This window comes from Billgrantia bachuensis (genome assembly GCF_011742165.1).
Classification (GTDB): domain Bacteria; phylum Pseudomonadota; class Gammaproteobacteria; order Pseudomonadales; family Halomonadaceae; genus Halomonas; species Halomonas bachuensis.
Genome location: NZ_JAAQTO010000051.1, coordinates 43,809 through 69,859, shown reverse-complemented (window position 1 = coordinate 69,859; position 26,051 = coordinate 43,809). Strand labels below are relative to the sequence as shown.

General features: G+C 62.3%; 27 protein-coding genes and 1 tRNA gene. 9 read left to right on the top strand and 19 right to left on the bottom strand.

Going from position 1 to position 26,051, the window contains the following annotated elements; all coding sequences use genetic code 11:
* Positions 1 to 94: 94 nt before the first annotated feature.
* The 14 genes from HBJ55_RS18340 to HBJ55_RS18275 all read right to left on the bottom strand — a co-directional run bounded on the left by HBJ55_RS18340 (position 95) and on the right by HBJ55_RS18275 (position 14,122).
* A complete protein-coding gene (locus HBJ55_RS18340; RefSeq protein ID WP_167118417.1) occupies positions 95 to 973 on the bottom strand; it encodes a DUF2797 domain-containing protein in 879 nt (292 codons plus the stop codon).
* Entirely contained in the window at positions 957 to 1,241 is a 285-nt protein-coding gene (locus HBJ55_RS18335) for a YeaC family protein (RefSeq protein ID WP_167118414.1), read from the bottom strand. Before HBJ55_RS18335 ends, HBJ55_RS18340 begins: the two co-directional genes overlap by 17 nt.
* A gap of 22 nt (positions 1,242 to 1,263) precedes the next feature.
* Positions 1,264 to 2,112, bottom strand: a complete 849-nt coding sequence (locus HBJ55_RS18330; RefSeq protein ID WP_167118412.1) for a rhomboid family intramembrane serine protease — start codon at positions 2,110 to 2,112, stop codon at positions 1,264 to 1,266.
* Between the two features lie 213 nt (positions 2,113 to 2,325).
* The gene (locus HBJ55_RS18325; protein WP_167118466.1) at positions 2,326 to 3,312 is read right to left on the bottom strand and encodes a metallophosphoesterase; all 987 of its coding nucleotides are present in this window, start codon (positions 3,310 to 3,312) and stop codon (positions 2,326 to 2,328) included.
* Between the two features lie 16 nt (positions 3,313 to 3,328).
* A complete protein-coding gene (locus HBJ55_RS18320; RefSeq protein ID WP_167118409.1) occupies positions 3,329 to 4,222 on the bottom strand; it encodes an NAD(+) kinase in 894 nt (297 codons plus the stop codon).
* 64 nt (positions 4,223 to 4,286) lie between these two features.
* A complete protein-coding gene (locus HBJ55_RS18315) occupies positions 4,287 to 5,156 on the bottom strand; it encodes an EamA/DMT transporter family protein (RefSeq protein WP_167118407.1) in 870 nt (289 codons plus the stop codon).
* An 85-nt stretch (positions 5,157 to 5,241) separates the two neighbouring features.
* On the bottom strand, positions 5,242 to 6,915 hold the full coding sequence (locus tag HBJ55_RS18310; protein WP_167118404.1) for a glycerol-3-phosphate dehydrogenase/oxidase: 1,674 nt from the start codon (positions 6,913 to 6,915) through the stop codon (positions 5,242 to 5,244).
* Positions 6,916 to 7,071: 156 nt separating this feature from the next.
* Positions 7,072 to 8,814 (bottom strand): ABC transporter substrate-binding protein, encoded by a 1,743-nt coding sequence (locus tag HBJ55_RS18305; protein ID WP_167118401.1) that lies wholly within the window; start codon positions 8,812 to 8,814, stop codon positions 7,072 to 7,074.
* Positions 8,815 to 8,876: 62 nt separating this feature from the next.
* Positions 8,877 to 9,149 carry a DUF2160 domain-containing protein gene (locus HBJ55_RS18300; RefSeq protein WP_167118398.1) on the bottom strand — a complete coding sequence of 91 codons (273 nt, stop codon included), beginning with the start codon at positions 9,147 to 9,149 and terminating at the stop codon, positions 8,877 to 8,879.
* A 16-nt stretch (positions 9,150 to 9,165) separates the two neighbouring features.
* Positions 9,166 to 10,059, bottom strand: coding sequence for a carbohydrate ABC transporter permease (locus HBJ55_RS18295; RefSeq protein ID WP_206022750.1), 894 nt, complete (start codon positions 10,057 to 10,059; stop codon positions 9,166 to 9,168).
* A gap of 1 nt (position 10,060) precedes the next feature.
* Entirely contained in the window at positions 10,061 to 10,945 is an 885-nt protein-coding gene (locus HBJ55_RS18290; protein ID WP_167118395.1) for a carbohydrate ABC transporter permease, read from the bottom strand.
* On the bottom strand, positions 10,942 to 12,042 hold the full coding sequence (locus HBJ55_RS18285; RefSeq protein ID WP_167118392.1) for an ABC transporter ATP-binding protein: 1,101 nt from the start codon (positions 12,040 to 12,042) through the stop codon (positions 10,942 to 10,944). Before HBJ55_RS18285 ends, HBJ55_RS18290 begins: the two co-directional genes overlap by 4 nt.
* Complete coding sequence (locus HBJ55_RS18280; RefSeq protein ID WP_167118390.1) at positions 12,042 to 13,130, bottom strand: ABC transporter ATP-binding protein; 1,089 nt, start codon at positions 13,128 to 13,130, stop codon at positions 12,042 to 12,044. Before HBJ55_RS18280 ends, HBJ55_RS18285 begins: the two co-directional genes overlap by 1 nt.
* A gap of 464 nt (positions 13,131 to 13,594) precedes the next feature.
* Positions 13,595 to 14,122: a YqaE/Pmp3 family membrane protein gene (locus HBJ55_RS18275; RefSeq protein ID WP_167118387.1), complete on the bottom strand. Its 528-nt coding sequence runs from the start codon at positions 14,120 to 14,122 to the stop codon at positions 13,595 to 13,597.
* A gap of 233 nt (positions 14,123 to 14,355) precedes the next feature.
* On the opposite strand from HBJ55_RS18275, the gene HBJ55_RS18270 reads away from it, so the two are divergent.
* From HBJ55_RS18270 to putP, 7 genes are all read left to right on the top strand, one after another.
* Positions 14,356 to 14,763, top strand: a complete 408-nt coding sequence (locus HBJ55_RS18270; protein WP_167118384.1) for a CBS domain-containing protein — start codon at positions 14,356 to 14,358, stop codon at positions 14,761 to 14,763.
* A 135-nt stretch (positions 14,764 to 14,898) separates the two neighbouring features.
* Positions 14,899 to 15,048 carry a hypothetical protein gene (locus HBJ55_RS18265; protein WP_167118381.1) on the top strand — a complete coding sequence of 50 codons (150 nt, stop codon included), beginning with the start codon at positions 14,899 to 14,901 and terminating at the stop codon, positions 15,046 to 15,048.
* Between the two features lie 129 nt (positions 15,049 to 15,177).
* Positions 15,178 to 15,251 (top strand) — tRNA-Gly (locus tag HBJ55_RS18260).
* A gap of 72 nt (positions 15,252 to 15,323) precedes the next feature.
* Positions 15,324 to 15,698: a hypothetical protein gene (locus HBJ55_RS18255; protein WP_167118378.1), complete on the top strand. Its 375-nt coding sequence runs from the start codon at positions 15,324 to 15,326 to the stop codon at positions 15,696 to 15,698.
* Between the two features lie 94 nt (positions 15,699 to 15,792).
* Positions 15,793 to 16,608, top strand: coding sequence for a helix-turn-helix transcriptional regulator (locus tag HBJ55_RS18250; protein WP_167118375.1), 816 nt, complete (start codon positions 15,793 to 15,795; stop codon positions 16,606 to 16,608).
* A gap of 178 nt (positions 16,609 to 16,786) precedes the next feature.
* Complete coding sequence (gene putA, locus HBJ55_RS18245) at positions 16,787 to 19,978, top strand: bifunctional proline dehydrogenase/L-glutamate gamma-semialdehyde dehydrogenase PutA (protein WP_167118372.1); 3,192 nt, start codon at positions 16,787 to 16,789, stop codon at positions 19,976 to 19,978.
* Positions 19,979 to 20,020: 42 nt separating this feature from the next.
* A complete protein-coding gene (gene putP / locus HBJ55_RS18240) occupies positions 20,021 to 21,499 on the top strand; it encodes a sodium/proline symporter PutP (RefSeq protein ID WP_167118369.1) in 1,479 nt (492 codons plus the stop codon).
* A 79-nt stretch (positions 21,500 to 21,578) separates the two neighbouring features.
* On the opposite strand, the gene HBJ55_RS18235 is transcribed toward putP, so the two are convergent.
* On the bottom strand, positions 21,579 to 21,875 hold the full coding sequence (locus HBJ55_RS18235; protein WP_167118366.1) for a hypothetical protein: 297 nt from the start codon (positions 21,873 to 21,875) through the stop codon (positions 21,579 to 21,581).
* 270 nt (positions 21,876 to 22,145) lie between these two features.
* Here HBJ55_RS18235 and HBJ55_RS18230 point away from each other — a divergent pair, with 270 nt between their 5' ends.
* Together HBJ55_RS18230 and HBJ55_RS18225 are read left to right on the top strand one after the other, a co-directional pair.
* The gene (locus HBJ55_RS18230; RefSeq protein WP_167118363.1) at positions 22,146 to 22,748 is read left to right on the top strand and encodes an OmpW/AlkL family protein; all 603 of its coding nucleotides are present in this window, start codon (positions 22,146 to 22,148) and stop codon (positions 22,746 to 22,748) included.
* 221 nt (positions 22,749 to 22,969) lie between these two features.
* Complete coding sequence (locus HBJ55_RS18225; RefSeq protein WP_167118360.1) at positions 22,970 to 23,614, top strand: OmpW/AlkL family protein; 645 nt, start codon at positions 22,970 to 22,972, stop codon at positions 23,612 to 23,614.
* A gap of 66 nt (positions 23,615 to 23,680) precedes the next feature.
* Here the strand turns inward: HBJ55_RS18225 and HBJ55_RS18220 are convergent, their stop codons facing one another.
* From HBJ55_RS18220 to HBJ55_RS18205, 4 genes are all read right to left on the bottom strand, one after another.
* Positions 23,681 to 24,181 (bottom strand): gamma-glutamylcyclotransferase family protein, encoded by a 501-nt coding sequence (locus HBJ55_RS18220; RefSeq protein WP_167118357.1) that lies wholly within the window; start codon positions 24,179 to 24,181, stop codon positions 23,681 to 23,683.
* A 32-nt stretch (positions 24,182 to 24,213) separates the two neighbouring features.
* The gene (locus HBJ55_RS18215) at positions 24,214 to 24,546 is read right to left on the bottom strand and encodes a YqcC family protein (RefSeq protein WP_167118355.1); all 333 of its coding nucleotides are present in this window, start codon (positions 24,544 to 24,546) and stop codon (positions 24,214 to 24,216) included.
* Between the two features lie 82 nt (positions 24,547 to 24,628).
* On the bottom strand, positions 24,629 to 25,375 hold the full coding sequence (locus HBJ55_RS18210; protein WP_167118352.1) for an amino acid ABC transporter ATP-binding protein: 747 nt from the start codon (positions 25,373 to 25,375) through the stop codon (positions 24,629 to 24,631).
* Positions 25,372 to 26,046 (bottom strand): amino acid ABC transporter permease, encoded by a 675-nt coding sequence (locus tag HBJ55_RS18205; protein ID WP_167118349.1) that lies wholly within the window; start codon positions 26,044 to 26,046, stop codon positions 25,372 to 25,374. The genes HBJ55_RS18210 and HBJ55_RS18205 overlap by 4 nt, the downstream gene beginning before the upstream one ends.
* Positions 26,047 to 26,051 lie beyond the last annotated feature (5 nt).

Below are 26,051 nucleotides of genomic sequence, written 5' to 3'. Positions count from 1 at the left end.
AATATGAAGGCGATACATGTCGGAATCCGCCGCATGGAAAGGGAAATGCCAGCATAGCCTGCCAATACCCCTCACTGCCACACGCACTGAAGCCTCAGGATACGGCGATCTCGTAGCCTGTGAACTTGCGCAGGTTGATCACCCCCGTATCGAGGATCAGGTATTGCCCCTTGAGGCCCAGCAACATGCCGGCCACTTCGGGCTGCTTGTCGAAGTTGTGCGAAACGATCTTGCGGGGGAACTCCAGCACCGGGTAATCGAAGCTGACCGGGGCCTCGTTCAGCACGCGAATGGTATCGGCACCGAAACGCTCACGCAGTTGGGCGAGCCCACCCTCGAGCCGGGTCAGCAACCTGTTGCGCTCCGCTGCCAGGTCGAGCGGCTCGACCTCACCCTTGAGCATGGCGCGCCAGTTGGTGCGGTCGGCCACTTCTTCCTTGAACAACACCTCGACCAGGCCGGACTGCAGGCGGGTCTCCACCACCAGGATCGGTAGCGCCTGAATCGCACCCTGATCGAGCCAGCGCGTGGGCACCTGGGTCCCCCGCGTGATGCCGACCTTGAGGCCTGAGGAGTTGGCCAGATAGATCACGTGGGGCTGGAAGCAGTGGCGCTCGGCCCACTCTGGCTCACGGCAGGTGCCGGCGTCGAAGTGGCAGGTCTCGGGCTTGACGATGCAGGTATCGCACTGGGCCAGCTTCTTGAAACAGGGATAGCAGTAGCCTTGGGCGAAGCTCTTCTTCGTCGCCCGGCCGCAATGGGTGCAAGCGATCGCCCCGGTCCAGGTCAGCCGCAGGGATCGGCCGAGGCGCGCATTGAGATCGAGACGGTGCTCGCCGGCACGCAGCGTGTATTTTACCGGCCCACCCTGCTCGCCCGGCACGATGGCCATCTTGCTCAGGCAGCCCTGCACGGTGGACGCAACCTCGATCCGGTCGAATTCAGTTACGGCATACTCAGTCACGGGAGGCATCCCGGGCCAGGCCTGCCAGTTCGGGCGGCACGTCGCTACCACTGCTGGCGCTGCCGCAGGTACGCTGCTGCAAGTAGCCGACCCGTTGTTCCTCGGGCACCTGGTTCTCGTGCTCGTAGCGGATCACCGCCTCGAGGCACAGCTCGGTCTGCTCCGCGGTCAGCATGCGGCCATCGGGCCACTTGCGCAGCGCCACCGCCTGCTTGAGGCTGTCGTAGATGGCCGGCGTCATCTGCCGGATCATGCGCTCGAAGGTCATATCGCTCATTGGGATTTCTCTCAATAACAGCTCAGGGAAGGCGGCGGGCACGGCTGGAATAATACCACCCCATCACCAGCCCCACGACCAACCCACCCAGGTGCGCCTCGTTGGCCACATTGCCGAAACCGACCGCAGCGGCCATGTCAGTCATGGTGAAGACCATCCAGCCGAGCATGAACACCACCAGCATCTGCGGCACGAAGAAACCGCTACCCGGCACCCGGCGCGACATCAGCCAGACGTAGCCGAGCAGGGCGAAGTCAACGCCCGACATGCCGCCGAACAGCGCGGTACCGGTAGCGTACTGGGCCAAGTTGGCTCCGACACCCGCCACCAGCAGAATCACCAGCATGCGCCCGCTGCCCTGCAACGTCTCGACCTGGCGTCCGAAATACCACAGCCACATCATGTTGAAGATCAGGTGCATCCAGCCGAAATGCAGAAAGGCCGGCGACAAGAGTCGCCACACCTGTCCCGAGGTCAGCACATCGGTCAGGCTACCGAAGGCCAACCCGCCGCCGACAATGGCGACCGGCACGACGGTCAACATGGCCACCACGATGTCGCCGAACACGTACATCAGCGCAAACACCAGCAGCGAGATACCCAGCGCCGCGGCCGTGACCGGTGCCTGGCGCAGGGGAACGGCCAGGGAAGCACCGCTCGCCGAGCGCTGGCGGCGCTCTGGCATGATTCGCTCGCCGCGCTGCCAGCGTGTCAGCAGCCGTATCAGCGCATCATGCTGAGCCGGGTCGGCGAGCCACAGCACCTGACCCTCCGTCTCGTCGGTGAAGCGGTGCCCGATCCGGTGAGCCCACAAGGCACGACGAAGCTCGCTGGTATCCGTGTCGTGGGGAAACAGCATGATCCGGTACATGAAATCTTCCTGAATCAATCTTTTGAGAGCATCTTGCGCTGCAGCGGCGCTTTTCTCAAATCCAGCTCACGGCGCACATAAAAAATCCGGCGGAAGGGGGGCCGCCGGATAAGAGCAAGGGATCATTCAAGGGAACACCTATTCAGATGGGCGCAGCGAAAGGAAGTTCAGGGCCGCAGCAAAAAAATGTTGTAAAACTTTGTATCAACACTCTCAATCAAAATCGATTTCCCAGGGCCGCGGCCTCGCCGCCTCCTCCTGCGGTACCCGCACCCAGACGAAATGATTGGCGTCGAGCCGTTCTTCCCCACTCCAGCGATAGGCCACCAGACGTCCAAATTTCACCGCGCTGTAGTCCAGGCAAGCGATATTGGCGGTCGGCAAGGCCGGAATGCCCTCGCACCAGTAGTGGCCGATGAACAGCGGTGGCTGATCGAGACCGTAATGGGGCAACCGTGCATGCTCGTCCGCTTTCAGCTCGCGTTCCTCCAGGTCATCGGGCAGGTTGTCGGGCTGGAAGATCACGTCGCCCCAGGTGCGTGGCTCACGCGCCCAGAAATGCGCCCTGAAACTGCGCCGGGTGAAACCATCGCCAGAGTGGATCTCCACGCCTGGTGGCAGCGGCAGATGCACGCCGCGGGTCAGGCGATCGAAGATCCGATAGGCCAGCGTATCCGGCGCCACGGACTGCTGCAGGAAGGGTTCGTCTATGACGCCCCCTGGACACTCGCGATTCAGCGCGTCGACAAGCGTCTGGTCCCAACAGGCGTGGACCACCCGAAGCTCACCGAAGTCCAGGTACAGCGGCATTTCCATGAACCAGGACAGGGTCTCGTCCCACTCCGCCGGATGATCGCGATACTGGTCGAGGGTCTCCTTGATGACGCGATTGTGGCGCGGCGAGTGCTCACGCAGCCATTCGCGGCCATGCTGGCGAGGCGCGCGGTGACAATAGGCCAAGGCATTGTACTCATGGTTGCCCATGACAATATGCGCCTCGCCCTCCTCCACCATGCGCCGGGCGATATTGACCGCCAGGCGAATCCGCGGGCCGCGATCGATCAGATCACCCAGAAAGACGACCCGCCGCCGCGGATGTCGGTAGACGCCGCCACGCTGATGGTAGCCGAGCCGCTCCAGCAGAGCCGCCAGGGTCGCCCCGCAGCCATGCACGTCACCGATCAGATCGTAGCCCTCTATCGCCGCCTGCCTCACGTCAATCCCCCAGCCGGTTGCTCCAGCCCAGCTTGCTGCGCAGGACCTCGTAAAAGTTATGACCGAGGGGATGAGCCAATTGCACTCGCTGAGGCTTGCGCTTCACCACCAGCACATCGTCGGGCTTGGCCACGGCACGCGTCTGGCCGTCACAGCTGATATGGGGATAGGTCTGGTTGGTCTCGCCGATATGAACGTGGATCTCGCTGGCGGCATCGATGACGATGGGCCGGCTCGACAAGGTATGGGGAAACATCGGTACCAGCTCGATCACGTCCAGCTTGGGGTGCATGATCGAGCCGCCCCCGGACAGCGCATAGGCGGTGGAACCGGTGGGCGTGGCCATGATCAGGCCATCGCTGCGCTGGCTGCAGACGAACTGCTTGTCGATGAACAGTTCGAACTCGATCATGCGCACTGCCTTGCCCGGATGCAGCACTACCTCGTTCAGGGCATCGCCGCTGCCCACCAAGGTACCGTCGCGGTACAGTTCGGCATCGAGCAGGAAGCGTTCCTCGACTTCGTACTGGCCGGCGAGCACCTGACCGACGCGCTCCTCGATCTCGTCGGGCGAGATGTCGGTGAGAAAACCCAGCCGCCCACGGTTGACGCCCAGCACCAGGGTTCCGCTGTGGCATAGCGTGCGAGCGGCACCGAGCAGGCTGCCATCGCCTCCCACCACGATGACGAGATCGCAGAGCTCGCCCAGGGTGCGCCGGCTGGCTTCAGGATGGCCATGGTCGAGTAGCACAGTGGCGGTGCGGTCCTCGACGATGACATGCAAGCCACGCTCGTCGAGAAAGCGCAGCAGGCGCTTGAGGGTCTCGACCACCTTGGTACTGCCCAGGCGGCCAATCAGACCGATATTCTTGAACCCGCCGTGCTTTTTTTGCATGCCCTGGCCTCTCGGATCATCGGCGCTCATTATGGAGGCTGGGTCCAGGGCGGGCAAACGCGACTCAGGCAGCGGCAGCCACCCGGCGACGCAGCCACCACTCGTTGAGTATCAGCGAGCCGAGGATGATCGCCCCACCCAGTGCCAGCCGCATCAGATCGGCATCGCGGTTCCAGATCACCAGGTTGACCGCGAGTCCAGCGGGGATCAGAGCGTTATTCATGATCGCCAGCGCCCCGGCGTCGACCCGCGTGGCGCCCAGGTTCCAGAGGAAATAGCCAAGGCCAGATGCCACCAGGCCCAGCCAGGCCAGCACGCCCCACTGCACACCGGTACTCGGCAGCGAGGCGGCATTGCCTAGCAGGCCGAAGGCCGGCAACACCACGATCAAGGCACCAAGATAGAACCAGGCAAAGACGCTGTGGCGCGGCAGTTCGGCCGGCAGCGCCACGGAGAGACGCCGATAGCCCACTTGCCCCAGCGCAAAACAGAAGTTCGCCCCCTGTACCACCAGGAAGCCGAGCCAGAAGCCGCTGTCGAGCCCGTCGTAGCGAATCACCGCCGCGCCCAGCACCGCCAGGGCGGCGGTGAGCAGGTAAAACGGCGTGAAGCGACCGAACAGCGCGTCGTCGAGCAGCGTCACGTAGAGCGGCGTGAAGATGGTGAACAGCAGCACTTCCGGTACCGTCAGTAGCAGGAAGGACTGATAGAAAAAGATGTACATGATGCCCAGCTGCACGGCCCCCAGCCCCATCAGGACAAGCCGCTGGCGTCCGACCAGCAGCGAGGGTCGCAGGAACGGCAAGAACACCAGCGCGGCCAGCGAAACGCGCATCAGGACCGCAAAGTAGCTGTCTACCTGGCCGGCCAGGTAGACGCCGATCAGCGAGAACGAGAAGGCCCAAAGCGCAGTGACGCCGATGAGATAGCCCACGGTTAACCTCTTTGATCATGAAAGTTGACGGAGCATTATACCGGCATGCCGCACTGCTTCAACGCGTCGATGCGGTGCGGCTCACCTAGGCCCGTGGCGCTGTGGAGCCTAGCGCTTCGCCGGGCGCATCGACGGTATTCTCGCCGCGCTCGCGGCGCGTGGTGGCGAAGTACTCTGCGAGCCGCACATCGGCCTGGTCGCCGAACAGGATCGAGCAGGCCTCGCGCAGGCCCGGGGACTGGCGCATCGCCTCCTCGTGCACCACCAAGGCAATCTTCGAGCGTCGGCGCAGGAAATCCTCCAGCCGCGTAACCATCTCGCGCCGCTTGGCGTAGCGCAGCTCGCAGCGCAGGTACTCGGTGCCCTCGATCAGCACCTCGGCCTGTCGCGGGTCCTCGCGAATCTCCTCGAGCATCTCCAGCGCGTGGGTACCATAGCGCCGCCATAATCGGCTCGAAAGCGGCTCGGAGGCATCGGCGGCGGTCATGTCATCGAGATGCATCAGCTTCGCCTGATGAAGGAATTCCCGGCGCACCTGATCGGGCGGTTCACCGTACCAGCGATGCTGCGGGTACGGTATCTCGATCCCCATGCCCTCAACCGCTGCGACGATCTCCTCGCCCACGTTGAGGCAGTCGGTGAGCTTGCCACCGAAGATGCTCAGATGGGCATCGCGCTGGTTGAGATCAATGGCATGCTTGCGCGATAGCTGCAGGAAGTCGCGCTCACCGCCGCCACCGGCCTTGACCGCCAGGGGGCGCACACCGCAGCGAATGGAGATGATGTCCTTCTTGCCCAGCGGCCTGTCGAGTTCGAGACGCTTGTTGATATTGTCGAGCACGAAGCGAATATCGGCCTCGGTAGCCGTCACCTCGGGCTGTTCGACGCGCGTGTCGGTGGTACCGATACATGTCCTCGGCCCCATGGGAATGACGAAGAACAGCCGGCCGTCGTCGGCGAAGAACGCCAGCACCCGCTGGCTGTCGGTCAGCCGCGGCACGATCAGGTGAATGCCCTTGGAATAGACATGGCGATGCTCGGTGGCTTGTCCGGTCAAGCCGTTGTGCTCGTCGACCCAGGGGCCGGCGGCATTGATCAGCACTTTCGAACGAATTGCGATATCGCTGCTGCCGATTACGTCGCGTGCCCGAGTGGTCCAAAGACCGCCCTGGCGCTCGGCTCCCAGCGACTCGACGTAGTTCACTGCCACGCCGCCGTAGTTGAGTGCGCCGCGGACGAAGTTGAAGACGAAGCGTGCATCGTTGTCGTGAAGGTAGGCATCGGAATACTCGAAGCCTCCGACGGCGTCGCGGACATCGACGATCGCTTCGCTGTCACGGATCGCTCGGGGCGAGAGGAAGCGCGGTATGCGGGTAAAGCCATTGCCTATCAGCCAATAGAGCCAGGCACCGGCCCACAGGTAGCGCGGATGATAGCGAAAACCCCGGGTAATGGTGGTAAGGAAACGGATCTCCTGTACCGTGGCGGGATAACTCCTGATCAAGTGGTTGCGGCTCATGCATAGCTTGCGCACCAGCGCGAAGTCGCGGCTCTCCATGTATTTGATACCGCCCCACACCAGGTTGGAAGAGTGCATGCTGGTGCTGCCGGCGAAGTCACCGCGTTCAATCAGGGCGACCCGCACTCCCTTGCCGGCGAGTGCCGCCGCTGCTGAGGCGCCGTTGATACCGCCGCCAACGATCAGAACGTCGAAGACCTCACCGTCCAGCTTGTCAATATTGCTGCTGCGCAGTTCCATGTGCGGACCTTTTGCAAACAATAGCCCCGCTCGGCGAGCGCCGAACGGGGCCTGGAATGACCCGGACGGGCTACCGGAAACACGTGATTCGCTGCAGGCCCGGCATACGTGCGCCGGGCCAGGGCCGAGTCGGGCGCCTTGCCCGACGTCGGCTTTTTACTGACGTGTACCGGCGGCCATCCACTCCTCCATCATCTCGTCGTAGGGTACGGTGGTTCCCTGCGGCATTTCGTCGTCCAGCTTGGCTTTGGGCGAACCCTCCTGCGACAGCCACTCCTCGGGGTCACGCTCCTCGTTCAGCATCGGTGGGTAGGACTCGAATACGTTGGCCCGCGCCAGGCGTGACATGATGTTGTCGAGTTCACCGGCCAGGTTGTCGAGCGCCTCCTGGGGCGTGATCTCGCCACTGACCGCGGGCGCCAGATTCTGCCACCAAAGCGGTGCCATCCGCGGATAGTCGGGGACGTTGGTGGAGGATGGCGTCCAGTTGGATTCGTTGGGGCTACGGTAGAACTCGACCAGCCCGCCCAGCTTCGGCGCCAGCTCGGTCATCTGGTCGGAGAAGATGTCGGACTCGCGAATCGGCGTGAGGCCGGCCATCAGCTTCTCGAGCGATACGCTCTTGGAGACGGCGAACTGGGCGAACAGCCAGGCCGCGGTGCGCCGGTCCTCCGGGGTGGAGTCGAAGAAGGTCCAGGATCCCACGTCCTGGTAGCCCACCTTCATGCCCTCCTCCCAGTACGGCCCGGTGGGTGACGGCGCCATGCGCCACTTGGGATTGCCCTCGTCGTCGGTGACCGGCAGGCCGGGGTCGGTCATGTCGGCGGTGAACGCGGTATACCAGAAGATCTGCTGGGCGATGTTGCCCTGGGCCGGCACCGGGCCCGCCTCGCCGAAGGTCATGCCCTGCGCTTCAGGTGGCGCGTACTTGTCCAGCCACTCGACCATCTTGGTCACGGCGAATACCGAAGCCGGCGAGTTGGTCGCCCCGCCGCGGCTGACGCTGGCGCCCACCGGACGGCTCTCTTCGTCGACGCGAATGCCCCAGTCGTCCACCGGGTTGCCGAACGGCACGCCGGGGCTTCCCATGCCGGCCATCGAAAGCCAGGAGTCGTGGAAGCGCCAGCCCAGGGAGGGATCGCGGCGTCCGTAATCCATGTGTCCATAGACCTGCTCGCCGTCGATCTCGCCCACGTGTTCGGTGAAGAACTCGGCGATGTCCTCATAGGCTGTCCAGTTGGTGGGGACGCCGAGGTCGTAGCCATAGATCTCGCGAAACTGCTCCTGCAGGTCCTCGCGCTGGAACCAGTCGTAGCGGAACCAGTACAGGTTGGCAAATTGCTGGTCGGGCAGCTGGTAGATATTGCCATCGGGGCCGGTGCCGTACTGCAGGCCGATGAAGTCATCGAGATCGAGCGTGGGAAGGGTGTAGTCGGCCCATTCGTTCTCCATTGCCTCGGACAGGTTGATGGTGGTGCCGTAGCGGATATGCGTGCCGATGGCGTCCGAGTCATTGACGTAGGCGTCGTAGATGTTGCGCCCGGTCTGCATCTGGGTCTGCATGTTGTCCACCACATCACCCTCGCCGATGATGTTGTGGGTGACCTGGATGCCGGTGAGTTCCTCGAAAGCCGGTGCCAGCACGTCGCGCTCCCAGACGTGGGTCGTGAGACCCTCGGCGACGGTATTGATCTCCATGTCGCGGAATGGCTCGGCGACTTTGGCGAACCACAGCAGCTCCTCGATCTGCTCCTCGCGCGACAGCGTGGAGTTCTGGAAATGCTCGTCGACCAGCCGTTCGGCGATCGCGCGGGCTTCGTCCGATTGGGCGTGCAGGGCACCTGAGGCAAGCAGAAGACTGCCCGCCAGTGCCGTCAGTTTGAACCTGTTGTTCTTCATGTTGACCTCGTTCTGCGTGTGGTCGTCATCCTTGACATGGTTATCGTCCGTACTGCCTTGGTTCAGCCCCAGCGCATCAGCACCAGCAACCAGAGGACGGAAATCCCCAGGGCAAACCAAATCGAGAGCTCGGTGAAGCCGACCGCCAACAGGTGGATGTAGGCGGCCGAAAGCAGTCCGATGAAGAGCCGATCTCCGCGGGTCGTGGCGATCGGCAGAAAGCCGCGCCGCTCCACGGTCGGGGAAACCAGTTCCCAGGCCGTCATGCCGAGCAGAATGGCGGCGATGACGGAGAAGAAGATTGCCGTGGGCAGGGTCCAGACCATCCATTCCATCGTGGTTTCCTCCTGTTCAGGTCCGGCCCAGGGCGAAGCCCTTGGCGATGTGATTGCGCACGAAATAGACCACCACGATGCCCGGAATGATGGTCAGCACGCCGGCGGCGGCCAGAGTGCCCCAGTCGATACCCGACGCCGTCGAGGTGCGTGTCATGATCGAGGCGATGGGCTGGGCATTGGTGGCGGTCAGGGTGCGGGAGAGCAGCAGCTCGACCCAGGAGAACATGAACAGGAAGAACAGCGTCACCCCGATCCCCGAGCGGATCATCGGCAGGAAGATCTTCACGAAGAATGCCGGGAAGCTGTAGCCGTCGATATAGGCGGTCTCGTCGACCTCCTTGGGCACGCTGCTCATGAACCCCTCGAGAATCCACACCGCCAAGGGAATGTTGAACAGGCAGTGGGCCAGCGCCACGGCGATGTGGGTATCGAACAACCCCACCGAGTAATAGAGCTGAAAATAGGGCAGCAGGAACACCGCCGGCGGTGCCATCAGGTTGGTCAGCAACCAGAAGAACAGATGCTTGTCGCCAATGAACTTGAAGCGGCTGAAGGCATAGGCAGCCGGCAACGCCACCGAGATGCTGATCAGCATGTTAATCAGTACATAGGCCAGCGAATTGACGTACCCCATGTACCAGTTGGCGTCGGTGAAGATGCCCACGTAGTTGCCTAGGGTGAAACTCTGCGGCCAGAACGAGAAGGTACCGAGGATCTCGCTGTTGCTCTGGAACGACAGGTTGAGTAGCCAGTAGATCGGCAATATCACGAAGACAAGGTAGAGCCCCAGCAGTGCACGGCGACGCCAGCGGACGGTGGCGGAGCGAGTGCGCTTGCGGCGCTTGGCAGCCGCCTCGGCAGCCTGGCGACGTACGCTATCGGGCGTGGTCGGTACGGAGCTGGTCATGTCAGGCTCCTCCCTGAGTCGTGTTGTCCTTCTGGCTGTTCATGATCGCGGTGTAGAACACCCAGCAGACCAGCAGGATGATGAGGAAGTAGATCAGCGAGAAGGCCGCCGAGGGTCCCAGGTCACGCTGTCCAATGGCCATGGTGGTCAGCGTTTGGCTCAGAAAGGTGGTGGAACTGCCCGGCCCGCCGCCGGTGAGCACGAACGGCTCGGCATAGATCATGAATGAGTGCATGAAACGCAGCAGCACGCCGATGACCAGCACGTTGGTCAGCTTGGGCAACTGGATGTAGCGGAACACCGCCCACTTGGAGGCGCGGTCGATGCGCGCCGCCTGGTAATAGGCATCCGGAATCGCTCGCAGGCCGCTATAGCACAGCAGGGCGATCAGCGGCGTCCAGTGCCACACATCCATGAGGATGATCGTGGCCCAGGCATCGGTGGGGTTGCGGGTAATGTTGTAGGCGTAGCCCAGTTCACGGATGCCCACCCCCATCAGGCCGATGTCCCCACGTGTGAACAGCTGCCAGATACTGCCCACCACGTTCCAAGGAATCAGCAGTGGCAGCGTGATCAGGATCAATACCGCAGAGGCCTGCCAGCCGCGCTTGGGCATCAACAGGGCAATACCGATGCCCAGCGGCACCTCGATCGCCAGAACGGTGAAGGAGAAGGCGAACTGGCGCAGCAATGCGGCCTGTAGCGCTCGATCGTTGAGCATTACCTCGAACCACTCGGTACCGGTGAAGAAGCGCGTGTTGGCATCGAACACGTCCTGCACCGAGTAGTTGACCACCGTCATCAGCGGCACGATGGCGGAGAAAGCCACCAGCAGCAGCATGGGCAGGATCAGAAACCATGCCCGATTGTTCTGGACCTTGTTCATTGCCCTACCTCCACGCGGAACTCATCGATGTACAGGTGCAGCCACGCCTCGGGAAAGCGGACGTAGGCTTGGCGCTCCGGCAAGGGCTGGTCCTCCCCCAGCCGCGCGCGGAACGTCACCCCGGCAAAACCGAACGACACGATGCGGTAGGTACCGAGATCCTGGACGTTGTCGATTTCGATGGGATAGGCCGCCTCGGCCGGCTCTGTCAATACCTCGACGAACTCGGGCCGGATGCCCAGCTTGAGATTGCGTGAGCGGGACTGGCGAATGGCGGCCACGAACGCTGGCGGCAAGGTCAGGTCGATGGTGCCGGCGCGCACTCCCCCAGCGTCGGTGCGTGCCACCTCGACGAAATTCATGCCCGGGCTGCCGATGAAATAGCCGACGAAAGTGTGGGCCGGTGCCTCGAACAGTTCGCGCGGGGTGCCGAACTGAACCACCTGCCCCTCATACATCACCGCGATCTTGTCAGCGAACGTCGAGGCCTCGAGCTGGTCGTGAGTCACGTAGATCATGGTGATGTTGAAGCGCTCGTGGATCTCCTTGAGCTTGCGCCGGAGCTTCCACTTGAGCTGGGGATCGATCACCGTGAGTGGCTCGTCGAAGAGGATCGCCGAAACGTCGTCGCGCACCAGCCCGCGCCCCATGGAGACCTTCTGCTTCTCGTCAGCGGTGAGATTGCGCGCCTTGCGGCGGAGCAGCGAGGTGAGATCGAGGATGTCGGCCACTTCGGCTACGCGCTCGTGCACCTTGGCTTCGGCAGTGCCCACGTTGCGCAGTGGAAAGGCCAGGTTGTCGTACACCGTCATGGTGTCGTAGACCACCGGGAACTGGAACACCTGGGCGATGTTCCGCTCCTCGGGCGGCAACTCGTTCATTACTTGGTCGTCGAACAGGACCTGTCCGTCCGAGGGCGTGAGCAGGCCGGAAATGATATTGAGCAATGTCGACTTGCCGCAGCCCGACGGTCCGAGCAAGGCATAAGCCCCCCCCTGCTTCCATACGTGTTCCATTTCACGGATGGCGTAGTCCGCGGGGCCGGCGGGGCTGGCCGAATAGCTGTGTGCCAGCGACTTGAGAGTAATCTGGGCCATCAGTGCGCTCCTGGCCGTGACGGAATGTGCACGACGTCGCCATGCCGGTCGAAGGCATAGATCTTGTGGGTCGGCAGGTAGACCTTGAGCGGCTGGTCAACGGCGAACTCGTGGATACCGCTCAGGTGCAGTACCAGTTGGAAGAGATCGTTGCGCACGTGCAGGAAGGTCTCCGCCCCGCTGATCTCGGCAATATCGACCGTTACATCCAACTCCAGGTCATCTTCCGCCTGAGGCTCGAGCCCGATGTGCGAAGCACGCACGCCGAACTGGTACTGCCCCGGAGACAGGCCAGCCAGATCGCTGTTGAGCGGGAAATGCACGTTTCGATCGAAAGTCACTTCCGAACCCGACACTGTCGCCGGCATCACGTTGATCGGCGGTTCCGAGAACATCTCGGCGGTGAGCACATCACTCGGGCGATGGTAGACATCCTCGGTAGGACCGTATTGCAGCAGGCGCCCCTCATGCAGCACGGCAGCGTGCCCCCCCAGCGCCAGCGCCTCGTTGGGCTCAGTGGTGGCGTACACGGCGATGCAGTTGCGCGTCTTGAATAGCTCGCGCAGCTCCTCACGAAACTCTTCGCGCAGCTTGTAGTCGAGGTTGACCAGCGGCTCGTCGAACAGGATCAGATCGGCATCCTTGACCAGTACCCGGCCCATGGCGGTACGCTGCTGCTGGCCGCCCGAAAGCTCTGCCGGATAGCGGTCGAGCAGTTGTTCGATGTGCAGCATCGCGGCCGTGTCGTGGACCCGCTGACGGATTTCCTCACGCGGCACCCGGGCCAGCTTGAGCGGAGAGGCTATATTGTCGTAGACGGTGAGGCCCGGGTAATTGATGAACTGCTGATAGACCATCGAGACGTTGCGCTTGCGGACCGATTTGCGCGTCACATCCTCGCCATGCATCAGCACACGGCCCCGGGTAGGTATCTCGAGACCGGCCATTATCCGCATCAGTGTCGTCTTGCCGGCCAGGGTTCGGCCCAGCAGAACGTTGAAGGAGCCGGGTGCCAACTCGAGGTTGACCCCCTCGATATGAGTTGCTCCGTTGACCACATGGTCGATGTTTTCAAGTATCAAGGACATGCTGAACTCTTTGTCATCGTTGTCGAGTCTTTGCGCGAGGCGGCGCATGGGCATTACGACTTGACCGCCCGGCGCGCAACCCAGAAGAATCGCGCGTACCGGTCGTGTCCTGGTCGCTGGGGAGTGGGTAAGGCATGGGTCTCGCCCTGTTATTCTTGTGGGTCGCCGACATTGAGGCGGCGAAGAGAAACGAACAACGCATCGGCGTCATACGTTCGATCCTGATCGAAAACGAACCTCAAATGTTCGATTTACGATAGCGAGACTAGCTCAGAGGTCGATGAGCGGCAACGCTCATGTTCGATAAAACGCTTATACCATAGTCTAGTTTCGGCAAGCTCATCCGGAACTCTCGCTTTCGTTTCCAACAAGGCTGTTCGGTTCCGAAGGTGCTTACGATGCGCGCCGAGGCGCCTCACCTCTCTTCGATGACCGCTGGGCAGCAGCCAAGCAGGCGTCTCGGCTCAACCCAGCCTGCGCCTCAACCATGACCAGGCGTAGAGACAGCCCGGCACCCAGCCCAGCAGTGTGAGGAGCAGGCTAACGAGCACGCGTTTGCTTCCCCCCTGGGCCAAGCCAACGGCGAGGGGAGGCAATAGCACGGCAAGCGCCTTGTAGGAGAAGCGCAACGTTGCAGACTCCTGCCATGGCGGGGATGCCGTTGCCTCTCGAGCGCCGCCAGGGGCCGGACCTTGTTCAGCCGGCGGCACGTATTCCTGCACCGCCGCATTCGCCTCACGCTCCGTGCGCTCGAACTCCTGCGCCTGACGATGTGCCTCATGATCGACCTTCTGGTCGATGGCTTCGGCACCTTCGGCCAGTTCCTCGTGATAACGCTCCCAGTCCTCCCAGTCATAGGGAGTACCGGCACGAGGCTGGTGCCCACCTGCCTGACGGGCGCGCTCCCACGCTTTCTCCTCCAGCGTGTTGGGGCGCTCCTCGTCCCGGCGGCCATCGAGCCCCTTTTTTGCCAGGTATTCACGCGCATCCATAAACCACCTCCTGCTCTATCGTGGCGCCAGGTTCGCCGGGACTGCTGTCAGACTAGACCAGGTCTCGTTGCCTTGGAGCCAATCTCTCCCGGCCATGTTCCGCTGCCACCCCTGTCCCTCGGCCGAGAGGGAATCGAGCGTTGGCCAGGTGTTGAAGGGATTCCTTATATCCGAGTCGACTCGGCTATGCTGAAAGTGTCCCGCCGAGAGCGTTCGGAACAAGGAGATGCGCCATGCCCAACAGGGCCCCTACCATCGTTCGCGAGATCATGTCCCGGGATTGCTACCGGGTCACAGGCAACATGTCGATCATCACCCTGGCCGAAGGCCTGGCCTTGCATCGTCTGCCCGGCGTACCGGTCGTCGATCACCACGACCAGCTGATCGGCTTCATTTCCGAGCAGGACGTGCTCGGCAAGCTGCTCCAGAGCGCTTACCTCAACGACGAGGCACCGCTGGTGAAGGAACTGATGCGCAACGAGGTTCTCTCCGTTTCGCCTACCAAGAGCATCACCGATCTGGCACAGGAGATGCTTGGCCAGAAACCCAAGGTCTTCCCGGTGACAGAACAGGGCCGCCTGTGCGGCATCGTGACCCGTCGCGATGTGCTGACCGCCATTCTGCGCATGCGGTACAGTTGAGACCTTCCGCCTTGCTGCCGGCCTGCTAGCAGGCCTCCCCCTCGAGAAACCGAACGAGCCCTGCCGGCCAGGCTCGTTCCTCGCCGTGGGCGCTGACGGCATGTGGCACAAAAAAAACCGCCCATGAGGGATGTCATGGGCGGCAAGATCGAAACTGCGAGCCAGAGCAACAGTGTTAGCGACTGCCATCGCGCTGTTGCCTGTATCAGATATGACAGCAGCAAGCAAAAAAGTTCGCCACTGTTCGATAATTTTTTTCTCTCCCCCTTCCAGACCTCGCTTTGAGACGTCCCGCCAAGGATGCATGGCGCATCGCCCTGAACCGTCAAAACAAGCACTTATCTGACAGGAAAAGGGAAATTCGAAAGACGGCTTGCAAAGCCCAAGCCCTTGGTTTTACTATCGAAACGCCCCGCGGGTGTAGCTCAATGGTAGAGCAGAAGCTTCCCAAGCTTAAGACGAGGGTTCGATTCCCTTCACCCGCTCCAGTTCCCGCAGCAGGCCGCTACGCCAGTGGCTATCGGTTGTCGGCCAGCTCGTCCTTCCCAGCGTGGCTTTCCATGGCTCTCTTCCTGCTCATCTTTGCCGTCTGCCTGTTCGTCATCGGTGGCGTGGTGCTGATCCTGCTGTTCTCGCGCACGCCGCGCTACCGCACCGAACCGAAACAGTTGCTGGAGCTGTTCGACAAGGCCCTGGCCAACCAGGTCGGAGAGAATGAGTGGAACGTCGTGATCAACTATCCCATTCGTCATGACGATTACCTCGAAGGCGTGAGGCGTCGCGCCCAGCATCTGATGCAGGAACATGGACGTCCCTGGCAGTTGGCCCAGGGCAAACCGCTGCTCGACAAGACCGGCCGGGAGGAGCTGTCCGCTCTGCGTAGTCACTTGGCTTCCCATCAGCGCCTGCGGGAGCGACAACGCAGCCAGCCGTAGCGTTGACAGGGCGTCGATGGGCAGTCCGTGCTGCTCCACCAGGGCGTCGAGTGTGATATGCTCGGCTGCGATAGCCAGCACGCGGGAGTTCTACATGTCCAGTGTCATCCGCCAGACTCCGCTCGATACCGCCACCCAGCACCATGCTCATGACTTTCACCAGATCGTCATCGGTCTTCAGGGCCAGGCGGAATTCGAGATCGAGGGCCTGGGCGGTGCAATCTCGGCATTTTCCGGCTGCATCGTGCCCGCCAACCACGTGCACTACTACATGGGCCAGGGCGTCAACCGCCAGCTGATCCTCGACCTGCCCGCCAATGCCCCCTCGCTCACCGGTTATCACCACGAGTTGTCGCGGCTTTTCGATGCCCCTCGCTTCTTCGCCCTGGACAAGCCGCTCAAGCATTACCTGGATTTTTTATTGCTCGAGCAGGCCGACAGCCCACAGAGCTTGAGCACCACCCAGAGCGATCGGCTGGCGGCGACTTTTCTCGGCTGCCTGCACGCCAGACTCGGCGGGGCAACTTCGCAGCCGGCAACGCGCCAGTTCGACTTGGCCAAGCTCGACCAGTTCATCGACCGGCACTTGTCTTCGCCCATCTCGGTCGCCGACCTTGCCGCACAGGCGTGTCTCAGCGAAGCGCATTTCCGTAGCCGCTTTCGCGAGCAGACCGGCCTCTCCCCCTGGCAGTACGTTCGGCGGCGTCGCCTGGAAGCAGCGCGGCGGCTCCTCGAGGATAGCCACATGCCGCTTTCGCAGATCGCCCTGAATACCGGCTTCGCTCACCAGAGCGCCCTCTCTCATGCGTTCCGCGGCGCCTACGGCTGCCCTCCCAGCCAGCTTCGACGTACCAATCAGCTGGACAGCTCCACCGCCTTTCCCGTAAACCGCCTACGACATACGACTTAAGTCGCAAATACAATTCCCTCACGTCCAAAACCCGCGGATTGTGTAAATCCTTCCGGGGTTTTGACAAGCAGCCCCGCCGTTCGCCCCCTACAGTCAAGGATGACACACCCATGTTCGGGCGGAACGCCTGGCGCATGGCTCTTGCCGTTTCAGGACGGGCGACATTCGGGGAAATCAAATGCTCAACGCCAAAACAATGCTGGAGGCTGCCTCCTGGCAGCAGGATCTCGATACCCTGTTCTCGCGTATCAGCGATCATTACATTGTCGATGAAGAGGCCTTCGTCCGGGAATTGGTCGACGTCCTCAGTGCCGATCCTGAGGACTTCCGGCGCATCGCGGGCAAGACCGCCGAACTCGTCCGCGAAGTTCGTGAGATGGATACCGCCGTGGACACCATCGACGAACTGCTCCAGCAATACAGCCTCGATACCCACGAGGGGCTGATGTTGATGTGCCTGGCCGAAGCCATGCTGCGCATTCCCGACACGGCTACGGCCGATGCACTGATTGAAGACAAGCTGGGCCCTGCCGACTGGAAGGCACACATGGGCCAAAGCGACTCCTGGCTGGTCAATGCCTCGACCTGGGGGCTGCTGATGACCGGCCGCGTGGTCACGCTCGACAAGCCTCGCGACGGCAAGCCCTCGAGCTTCATCAACCGCATGGTCAACCGCATGGGCGAGCCGGTGATCCGCCGCGCCATGTACGAGGCGATGAAGGTCATGGGCAAGCAGTTCGTGCTCGGGCGCGACATCGACGAGGCCCTGAAGCGCTCCCGGCCGCTATTCGACAAGGGCTATACCTACTCCTACGACATGCTGGGCGAAGCGGCGCGCACCCGTGCCGACGCCAAGCGCTACTTCGACGACTACGCCCGAGCCATCGAGCGGGTCGGCCTGACCAGCACCAAGCTCCCCGACCGGACCCCGGCCCCCTCCGTATCGATCAAGCTGTCGGCGCTGCATCCCCGTTACGAATTCGGCCGCCGCGATCAGGTCCTGCGAGAATTGGTCGCCAGCGTGCGCGAACTGGCCACCATGGCGCGCCAGCGCAACGTGGCGCTGACCATCGACGCTGAGGAAGTCGATCGCCTGGAGCTGTCGCTGGAAGTGTTCCGCGCCGTTTACGAGAGCAGCACCTGCAAGGGCTGGGGTCACTTCGGGCTGGTGGTGCAAGCCTACTCCAAGCGTGCGCTGCCGGTACTGCACTATCTCAACCGCCTGGCCGAACGCCAGGGCGACGAGATCCCCGTACGCCTGGTCAAGGGCGCCTACTGGGACAGCGAGATCAAGGAGTCGCAGCAGCTCGGCGTGGAGGGCTACCCGGTCTACACGCGCAAGGCCTGCACCGACGTCGCTTACCTGGTCTGTGCACGTTTCCTGCTCTCCGATCAGACCCGCGGTCGCATCTTCCCGCAATTCGCCACGCATAACGCCCATACCATCAGCACCATATTGGAGATGGGCAACGAGGCTACCCGCCCCTTCGAATTCCAGCGCCTGCACGGCATGGGCGAGGCGCTCTACGATGCGGCACTCAAGCGCGCGCCCCAGGGCACTTATTGCCGCATCTATGCCCCAGTGGGCGCGCACAAGGATTTGCTGCCCTACTTGGTGCGTCGCCTACTGGAAAACGGCGCCAATTCCTCGTTCGTGCATCAGTTGGTCGACCCCAAGGTACCGGTAGAAACGCTCTGTGTGCATCCAGTGGAAACCCTGGCTCAGTACCGCACCTTCGCCAACCCGAGAATTCCCATGCCCACTGACATCTACGGCGAGAAGCGCCGCAACTCGAAGGGCGTCAACCTCAACGTACGCAGCCAGTACGAGCCGTTGATGGAGGCCATGTCGGGTTTCATGGAACGCAGCTACGAGGTCGGCCCGCTACTCGCCTTCGAGGTGGGCCGCGACCCGGCCAATGTGCACGAGGTGTTCAGCCCCTACGATCGCCGCCAGCGGGTCGGTAGCGTACAGTGGACCAACCGCGACCAGGCAGCGCGGGCGGTGGATGCCGCCTGGGCCGCCTACCCACGCTGGGAGGCCACGCCAGTAGCCGAGCGAGCCGCCATCATCCGCCGCCTGGGCGACCTGATGGAAGCGAACATGGCCGAGCTGATGACGCTGTGCTCCCGCGAGGGCGGCAAGCTGCTCACCGATGGCGTCGACGAGATCCGCGAGGCGGTGGATTTCTGCCGCTACTACGCCATGCGCGCCGAAGAGCAGTTCGGCGAGCCGATCGAGCTGCCCGGTCCCACCGGCGAGTCGAACCGCTTGATGCTGAACGGCAAGGGTGTGTTCGCCGCGATCAGTCCATGGAACTTCCCGGTGGCGATCTTCTGCGGCCAGATGGTGGCCGCCGCCGTGGCCGGCAACAGCGTGCTGGCCAAACCCGCCGAGCAGACCTCCATCGTCGCGCATCGCGTGGTCGAGCTGCTTCATGAAGCCGGCATGCCGCGCGACGTGGTGCAGCTATTGCCTGGCGACGGCCCTACCGTCGGCAGCGTGCTCACTTCCGACCCCCGCATCACCGGTGTCGTCTTCACCGGCGGCACCGATACCGCCCAGATCATCAACCGCGCCCTGGCCGCGCGCGAGAATGCGCCGCTACCGGCACTGATCGCCGAAACCGGCGGCATGAACGCACTGATCGTCGACTCCACCGCGCTGCCGGAACAGGTCGTAGCGGACGTGGTCCAGTCCGCCTACCAGAGCGCCGGCCAGCGCTGCAGCGCGCTGCGCGTGCTCTATCTGCAGGACGACGTGGCCGACCGGATCATCGAGATCCTGCGCGGTGCCATGGACGAGCTGCACGTCGGCGACCCCCGCGACCTGGGCACCGATGTCGGGCCGGTGATCGACGAGGATGCCCGCAGGAACCTGCTGGCGCATATCGAGATCCTCAAGGGCGAAGGCCGCCTGTTGGCCGAGACCCGCCTGGATCCGGCCCACACCGCTGAAGGCACCTTCGTGCCGCCGATGGCCTTCAGCATCGATGCCATCGATGCTCTGGAGCGCGAGCAGTTCGGTCCGATCCTGCACGTGGTGCGTTACAAGGCCAGCGAGATCGAGAAGGTGCTCGAATCGATCAATGCCAAGGGCTACGGGCTGACGTTCGGCGTACATAGCCGCAACGAATCCTTTGCTCAGCTCGTCGCACAGAGGATTCGCGTTGGCAATGTGTACATAAACCGGAATATCATCGGCGCCGTCGTGGGCGTTCAGCCGTTCGGAGGCCAGGGCCTTTCCGGTACCGGACCCAAGGCTGGCGGACCGCACTACCTGCTGCGCTTCGCCACGGAAAAAACGGTGACCGTCAATACCGCCGCGCTGGGCGGTAATGCGTCACTGCTTGCGCTGGGAGACGAGTGACGAGGCTCGTCTGTTACCACAAGAACATTGAAGGAACCCCCAATGATCGAGAACAACATGGCAATCGGCTTCACCTTCGCGGTGTACCTCATCGTGATGCTAGGCATCGGTATCATTGCCTACATGCGCACCACCAATCTCTCTGACTATATCCTCGGCGGTCGCTCGCTAGGCCCCTGGACCTCGGCGATTTCCGCCGGGGCGTCGGACATGTCGGGCTGGCTGCTGCTCGGCCTGCCCGGCGCCGCCTACGTCAGCGGTATCTCGGCGAGCTGGATCGCCATTGGCCTGCTGATCGGCACCTGGCTCAACTGGTTGATCGTGGCACGCCGCCTGCGCCTCTACAGCTTCAAGGTCAGCGATGCCTTGACCCTGCCCGAGTACTTCGCCAACCGCTTCGGTGACAAGTCGCAGCTGCTGCGAGTGATCTCGGCGGTCTTCATCCTGCTGTTCTTCCTCTTCTACACCAGCTCCGGCCTGGTCGCCGGTGGCCGGCTGTTCGAGACGGTATTCGCGTTCGATTACACCCTCGCCGTGACCATTGGCACACTGACGATCATCTCCTATACCTTCATCGGCGGCTTCCTGGCGGTCTCCTGGACCGACCTTATCCAGGGTCTGATGATGGCCGCAGCACTGGCCATCGTGCCGGTCATCGCCTTCAGCGACCTGGGGGGTACCACCGGTGCCGGAGCCGCTCTCGCCGCCGAAAGCGAGTACATGCTCGCCTGGTTCCGCGATGCCTCCACCGGTGAGGCGCTGTCCTTCATCGGTATCGTCAGCTCGCTGGCCTGGGGCCTGGGCTACTTCGGTCAGCCGCACATCCTGGCGCGCTTTGCCGCCATCCGCAGCGACCGCGACATACCCGCCGCCCGTCGTATCGCGGTGATCTGGACTGCGATCGCCCTGGTCAGCTCCATCGCCGTCGGCCTGCTCGGCGTGGGCTTCGTCCAACGCGACCTGGCCGACGGTGAAACCGTATTCATGATCATGGTCAACTTGATCTTCCATCCGGTAATCGCCGGCATCCTGCTTGCCGCCATCCTCGCCGCGATCATGTCCACTGCCGATTCACAGCTGCTGGTCTCCTCTTCGGCACTGACCGATGATTTCTACAAGGCGATCTTTCGCAAGGATGCCACCCAGACCGAGCTGGTATGGGTGGGTCGTTTCGCCGTCATTGCGATTGCCGTGCTGGCCTACCTGCTGGCGCTCAACCCAGACGCCACCGTGCTCGACCTGGTCGCCTACGCCTGGGCCGGCTTCGGTGCTGCCTTCGGCCCGGCGCTGATCATGTCGCTCTACTGGCGACGCATGAACAAATGGGGGGCACTGGCCGGTATCGTGGTAGGCGGTGTGACCGTGGTGGTCTGGGCCGAGCTGTCCGGCGGAATCTTCGACCTCTACGAGATCGTCCCGGGCGTGATCCTGGCTTATATCGCCATCGTGGTGGCGAGCCTGGCCACCGAAGAGCCGGACCTGCGTGTGACCGCGGACTTCGATACCTTCGAGGAAACATAAACGCCAGGCATCAGGCGCCGCGTCAATCGGCACCGCCAGGTGAAGAGAAAGCCGCCCTCGTGGCGGCTTTTTCGCGGGCTCAGCCCAGCCAGACGGCGCGAGCGATCACTATCAGCGCAAAGGCGCCGAGCGCTGCCAGACTGACCGGCGGGACGGTGGCGCAACGCAGCCAGTGCCGCCGAAATTCCAGCCCCATCGGCTGCATGAAAGCCGCTCCCAGGGCCCATACGCCCAGGCCGATGACCGGCATACGCAGGACCATTGGCATTCCGCTGATCAATTCGGGGCGAATCAACAACCACAGCGACAGTGCCGCTGCCACCAGCATGGCTGACAGCGCCAGCCACATCGAGCGATCCTGAACCTCTGTCCGCATCGTGCCCTCTCCTGTGTGCCCCTACACAAGGCTTAGCCCTTCGATCTTCCTTACGCCATGCTGCAAGACAATAATTATTGTACAACGCACTGCACATTGCTTGTCATATTCGCGGCTTTGAAATTAGGCAATCGTGCAGTTATGCCAATCAAACATGACGATGAAGGCGATAACAAAATTAAACAGGACTTTTAGAAACAGTGTTCGTATAGTAGACATCGTCCAATGCTGCCGGGAACCTCCGGCGTTAAAAACCAGGAGGACGCTGTAATGAAACCGATCCGTCTTATTCCCGTGGTTGCCCTTGCAGCCAGCGCGCTCTTCGCCAGCCAGGCGGTCCTGGCCTATGGCGCCGGCGATGTCTTCGTGCGTGGCGGCTTCGCCAAGTCCGAGCCGAGTTCCGATAACGGAGAGCTAGCCGGCCAGGATCTTTCCATCAATGATTCCAACGGCTTCACTTTCGGTGCCGGTTACCTGTTCCACGACAAGGTCGGCATAGAGCTGAACAGCTCCGAAAAGATCGAACACGATCTCGCGCTCGATGGGGTCGGCGCCGGCTCCATCGACCGCATGCCGGTCAACCTGCTGGTGAACTACTACCCGCTGGGTGGGCTGGATTCCAAAGTGCAGCCATACGTGGGTGCCGGGGTGAACTACACCCGCTTCTCAGGCGAGCCGGATGGCATCAACGCTGATAATAGCTATGGTGCTGCCGGCCAGGTCGGGATCGATCTCGCCATCACGGATAACCTGATGCTGAATGGCTTCGCCAATTATGCCGAAGTGCACTCTGACGTTTCTGCAGGTGGCGGCGAGACTGAAATCAAGGTAGACCCCGTGACCGTCGGCGGCGGCGTGACCTTCCGCTTCTGAGTCGAGCAAGGCTGACAGCGCGTCAGTACGCAAACGCCGGGCACATGGCCCGGCGTTCTTCGTTCATGGCATGTCCGCGCAAAAAAACATTCAAAATACCTGTTTATTTGTCGAAAGTAATTATTGTCGTGAGTCAATAACCTGCCGCCAGGCACTGAGTAGACTGGCTTCGTTTCGTAAGCAGCTCAGGCTGCCCCTTTGCAAACGACAGGAGTCGACTCATGCGCAAACCTTCACCTGCCATTCTCTTCGGCGCTGGCCTGGCAGCCACTGCACTTCTCGCCAGCAGCCAGGCGCTCGCCTACCATCAGGGCGACTTCATTACCCGCGTGGGCGTCGTTCAAGTCGACCCCAAGAGCGACAACGGTAGTATCGATGCACTCGGCCTGACAGGGCTGAAGGTCGACGTCGACAACGATACCAACCTGGGCTTCACCCTGACCTACCTCTTCCACGACAAGCTGGGCGTCGAGCTGCTGGCCGCACTGCCGTTCAAGCACGACATCTCGATTGCCGATGGCGCTGTGACAGGTTCCACCAAGCACCTGCCACCCACGCTGAGCCTGCAGTACTACCCGCTGGGCGGCACCGGCGCACAGGTCCAACCCTATGCCGGCGCTGGCCTCAACTACACCCACTTCTTCAGTGAAGAGGTTAATGTTCCCGGCGCCGACCTGGACCTCGACAGCTCCTGGGGCCTGGCCGGCCAGCTCGGCGTCGACGTCCGCATGAACGAGAACTGGGGCGTCAACGCCGCAGCCTGGTATGTCGACATCGATACCGATGCCAGCCTGAACGGCGAAGTAATTGGCACAGTCAACATCGATCCGTGGGTGTTCATGGCCGGCATCAGCTATCGCTTCTGATCTGCCTTGAACGCCGCGAGGCCCACCAACTGGCGGGCCTCGCGCGCTCCAGATCCGCTCCCAAGCTCAGCGCGGGGAGTGGCGCGACAGGCCGAGCAGCGAGAGGATGCGATCCTCCAGACCATTCACCGCTTCGACCCGAGCCAGCCGACGATGGTAGTCGGCACTGAGAAAGGGCTCCCCTGCCAACAGGTGGTCCAGGTATTCTCTGGCCGGCTTGAGCGCCTGGGCGGTAGTGCCGGGCGCAGCGATGTAGACCCAGGCTTCGATCGGACCTTCCTGCGTCACGATAGGCAAGCGATGCCGCTCATACTCCGACGGGTAGCCTTCGAAGGGATCCATTCGTTCGATCTGGGCAGGCTCGAGCAGCTCGAACAACGCACCTTCGACCCTTTCTCCCGCTACCGGAATCACATTGGCATGGGCAATGCCTGCAACCCGCGACGCCTTGTCGAAGCGCAGCGCATGGTCGTACAGGGCCCCCGCCAGGCAGCGCCGTGTAGCACCGATACGAGCCTCGACCCGGGCCACGTTCATGTTGCTGCCATAGGCAAAATAGTACGGCATAACGGTCTCACTGCATGCGCGGTCGTGCCGCTTCAGTTATCGCTCACCAGCCGATCTATCTCCTCGACGGCCTTGCACAGCAACAGGCGATCGTTGGCTCGGGTACCCTGCTGAGCCAGATAGGTCTCGACCACGGGCGCCACGTCGCACTTTGCCGGCATCGGGGCTTCAGCCTCGATCAGGGCATCCAAGCGAGCGATGAAGACGAAGCGTAGCCACTGGGGCAATACCATGGTATCGATGCAGAAAGGCTGCTGGCTTTCGTATGCCTCGGGCGTCGGTGCACTCATGCGCCACATGTTGGTGGCCTTCATGGTGGCCTCGAGACGGCGCAGCGCTACGTCGAGCTCATCGTGAACGGTCATGAAGTCTCCTGTTGGGCTATGCCTTCATTATCGCATAACTCATCCGGCCGCCAACCCCGCCCCAGGCCGCAGGGCACGCTTATCAGGCGGGCTGACCGGCCAGGATCTTGCGCAGGAAATCGCGCGTACGTGGATCCTGGGGAGCATTGAAGAGTTGCGAGGGGGGACCTTGCTCGACGATTCGCCCGCCCTCCATGAACACCACGCGGTCCGCCACGTCCCTGGCGAAGCCCATCTCGTGCGTTACCACCAGCATGGTCTGTCGTTCACGGGCCAACTGCTTCATCAACCCGAGCACTTCCTCGACCCACTCGGGATCCAGTGAGGAGGTCGGCTCGTCGAACAGGATCACTTCGGCCTGGGCGGCCATGGCCCGGCCGATGCCGACCCGCTGCTGCTGGCCGCCTGAAAGTGAAGCCGGATAAGCATCCGCCTTGTCAGCCAGGCCAATGCGCTGAAGAATCTCCCGGGCTCGGGCATGCGCCTTGGCCTTGGGCCAACGGTTGACCACGATCAGTCCCTCAGCGATGTTCTCGAGTGCCGTCTTGTTGGCGAATAGCGCATAGTTCTGGAACACGAATGCCGTGCGGCGCCGCGCTGCCAGGATCTCGGTCCGGCTTGCCCGGGTGACGTCGACATCCAGGTCGCCGATGACCAAGCGCCCGGCGTCCGGGCGCTCGAGGAAATTCAGGCACCGCAGCAGTGTCGACTTGCCGGTTCCCGACGGGCCGATCACGACAATGATCTCCCCCTGCTCGATTTCTAGATCGATACCATCGAGCACGGTTGCGTTGCCGAAGCGTTTGACGAGATTGGCGATCTTGATCATCTGCGGTAGGCCCTGTTGAGTCGCATCTCAAGCCACTTCTGGAACCAGGCCAGCAGCTCGACGATGATCCAGTACATGATCGCCACAGTGATGAAGGCTTCGAAATAGAGAAAACTGCCGGCCGCTTCCTTCTGTGTCGCGCCCATCAGTTCCGTGACGCCCAGGGTGAAGGCCAGCGAGGTAGCCTTGATCATGTCGATGAAATAGTTCATCAGCGTGGGCACGGCCACACGGGTAGCCTGAGGCAGCACGATGCGGCGCATCAGCTGGCCACTGGTCATGCCGATCGACAATGCCGCCTCGGTCTGGCTACGGTCGACCCCGACGATGGCGGCACGTATCGACTCCGCCATGTAGGCCGAAAAGTGCAGCGTCAATCCCATGATGGTGGCGGTGATGCCGTTGATCTGGGTCAGGAAGGCCAGCAGTTGTGGCAAGCCATAGTAGAACAGGAACAGTTGCACCAGCAGCGGCGTGCCGCGAAAGAAGGAGATGAACAGCATCGTCGCTGCGTTCAGCCCCGGGATCTTCAGCACCCGGATCACCGCCAGGCCGCAGGAGAGGACCAGGGCAAGGGCCATGCCTGCCGCGGCCATCTGCAGCGTCAGCGGCAGATAGCGCAGCAGGATGGGTACCAGCCCCAGCATGTAGTCGAAATCGAGGACACGCATGGCAA

Excerpts from the sequence above, each read along its gene's own strand:
- HBJ55_RS18230 (WP_167118363.1), top strand. The coding sequence starts at position 22,146 with ATGAAACCGATCCGTCTTATTCCCGTGGTTGCCCTTGCAGCCAGCGCG.
- HBJ55_RS18305 (WP_167118401.1), bottom strand. The coding sequence starts at position 8,814 with ATGAAGAACAACAGGTTCAAACTGACGGCACTGGCGGGCAGTCTTCTG.
- putP (WP_167118369.1), top strand. The coding sequence starts at position 20,021 with ATGATCGAGAACAACATGGCAATCGGCTTCACCTTCGCGGTGTACCTC.
- HBJ55_RS18300 (WP_167118398.1), bottom strand. The coding sequence starts at position 9,149 with ATGGAATGGATGGTCTGGACCCTGCCCACGGCAATCTTCTTCTCCGTC.
- HBJ55_RS18295 (WP_206022750.1), bottom strand. The coding sequence starts at position 10,059 with ATGACCAGCTCCGTACCGACCACGCCCGATAGCGTACGTCGCCAGGCT.
- HBJ55_RS18210 (WP_167118352.1), bottom strand. The coding sequence starts at position 25,375 with ATGATCAAGATCGCCAATCTCGTCAAACGCTTCGGCAACGCAACCGTG.
- HBJ55_RS18220 (WP_167118357.1), bottom strand. The coding sequence starts at position 24,181 with ATGCCGTACTATTTTGCCTATGGCAGCAACATGAACGTGGCCCGGGTC.
- HBJ55_RS18290 (WP_167118395.1), bottom strand. The coding sequence starts at position 10,945 with ATGAACAAGGTCCAGAACAATCGGGCATGGTTTCTGATCCTGCCCATG.
- HBJ55_RS18225 (WP_167118360.1), top strand. The coding sequence starts at position 22,970 with ATGCGCAAACCTTCACCTGCCATTCTCTTCGGCGCTGGCCTGGCAGCC.
- HBJ55_RS18270 (WP_167118384.1), top strand. The coding sequence starts at position 14,356 with ATGCCCAACAGGGCCCCTACCATCGTTCGCGAGATCATGTCCCGGGAT.
- HBJ55_RS18330 (WP_167118412.1), bottom strand. The coding sequence starts at position 2,112 with ATGTACCGGATCATGCTGTTTCCCCACGACACGGATACCAGCGAGCTT.
- HBJ55_RS18255 (WP_167118378.1), top strand. The coding sequence starts at position 15,324 with ATGGCTCTCTTCCTGCTCATCTTTGCCGTCTGCCTGTTCGTCATCGGT.
- HBJ55_RS18275 (WP_167118387.1), bottom strand. The coding sequence starts at position 14,122 with ATGGATGCGCGTGAATACCTGGCAAAAAAGGGGCTCGATGGCCGCCGG.
- HBJ55_RS18310 (WP_167118404.1), bottom strand. The coding sequence starts at position 6,915 with ATGGAACTGCGCAGCAGCAATATTGACAAGCTGGACGGTGAGGTCTTC.
- HBJ55_RS18265 (WP_167118381.1), top strand. The coding sequence starts at position 14,899 with ATGGGCGGCAAGATCGAAACTGCGAGCCAGAGCAACAGTGTTAGCGAC.
- putA (WP_167118372.1), top strand. The coding sequence starts at position 16,787 with ATGCTCAACGCCAAAACAATGCTGGAGGCTGCCTCCTGGCAGCAGGAT.
- HBJ55_RS18205 (WP_167118349.1), bottom strand. The coding sequence starts at position 26,046 with ATGCGTGTCCTCGATTTCGACTACATGCTGGGGCTGGTACCCATCCTG.
- HBJ55_RS18320 (WP_167118409.1), bottom strand. The coding sequence starts at position 4,222 with ATGCAAAAAAAGCACGGCGGGTTCAAGAATATCGGTCTGATTGGCCGC.
- HBJ55_RS18280 (WP_167118390.1), bottom strand. The coding sequence starts at position 13,130 with ATGTCCTTGATACTTGAAAACATCGACCATGTGGTCAACGGAGCAACT.
- HBJ55_RS18285 (WP_167118392.1), bottom strand. The coding sequence starts at position 12,042 with ATGGCCCAGATTACTCTCAAGTCGCTGGCACACAGCTATTCGGCCAGC.
- HBJ55_RS18340 (WP_167118417.1), bottom strand. The coding sequence starts at position 973 with ATGCCTCCCGTGACTGAGTATGCCGTAACTGAATTCGACCGGATCGAG.
- HBJ55_RS18250 (WP_167118375.1), top strand. The coding sequence starts at position 15,793 with ATGTCCAGTGTCATCCGCCAGACTCCGCTCGATACCGCCACCCAGCAC.
- HBJ55_RS18235 (WP_167118366.1), bottom strand. The coding sequence starts at position 21,875 with ATGCGGACAGAGGTTCAGGATCGCTCGATGTGGCTGGCGCTGTCAGCC.
- HBJ55_RS18215 (WP_167118355.1), bottom strand. The coding sequence starts at position 24,546 with ATGACCGTTCACGATGAGCTCGACGTAGCGCTGCGCCGTCTCGAGGCC.
- HBJ55_RS18335 (WP_167118414.1), bottom strand. The coding sequence starts at position 1,241 with ATGAGCGATATGACCTTCGAGCGCATGATCCGGCAGATGACGCCGGCC.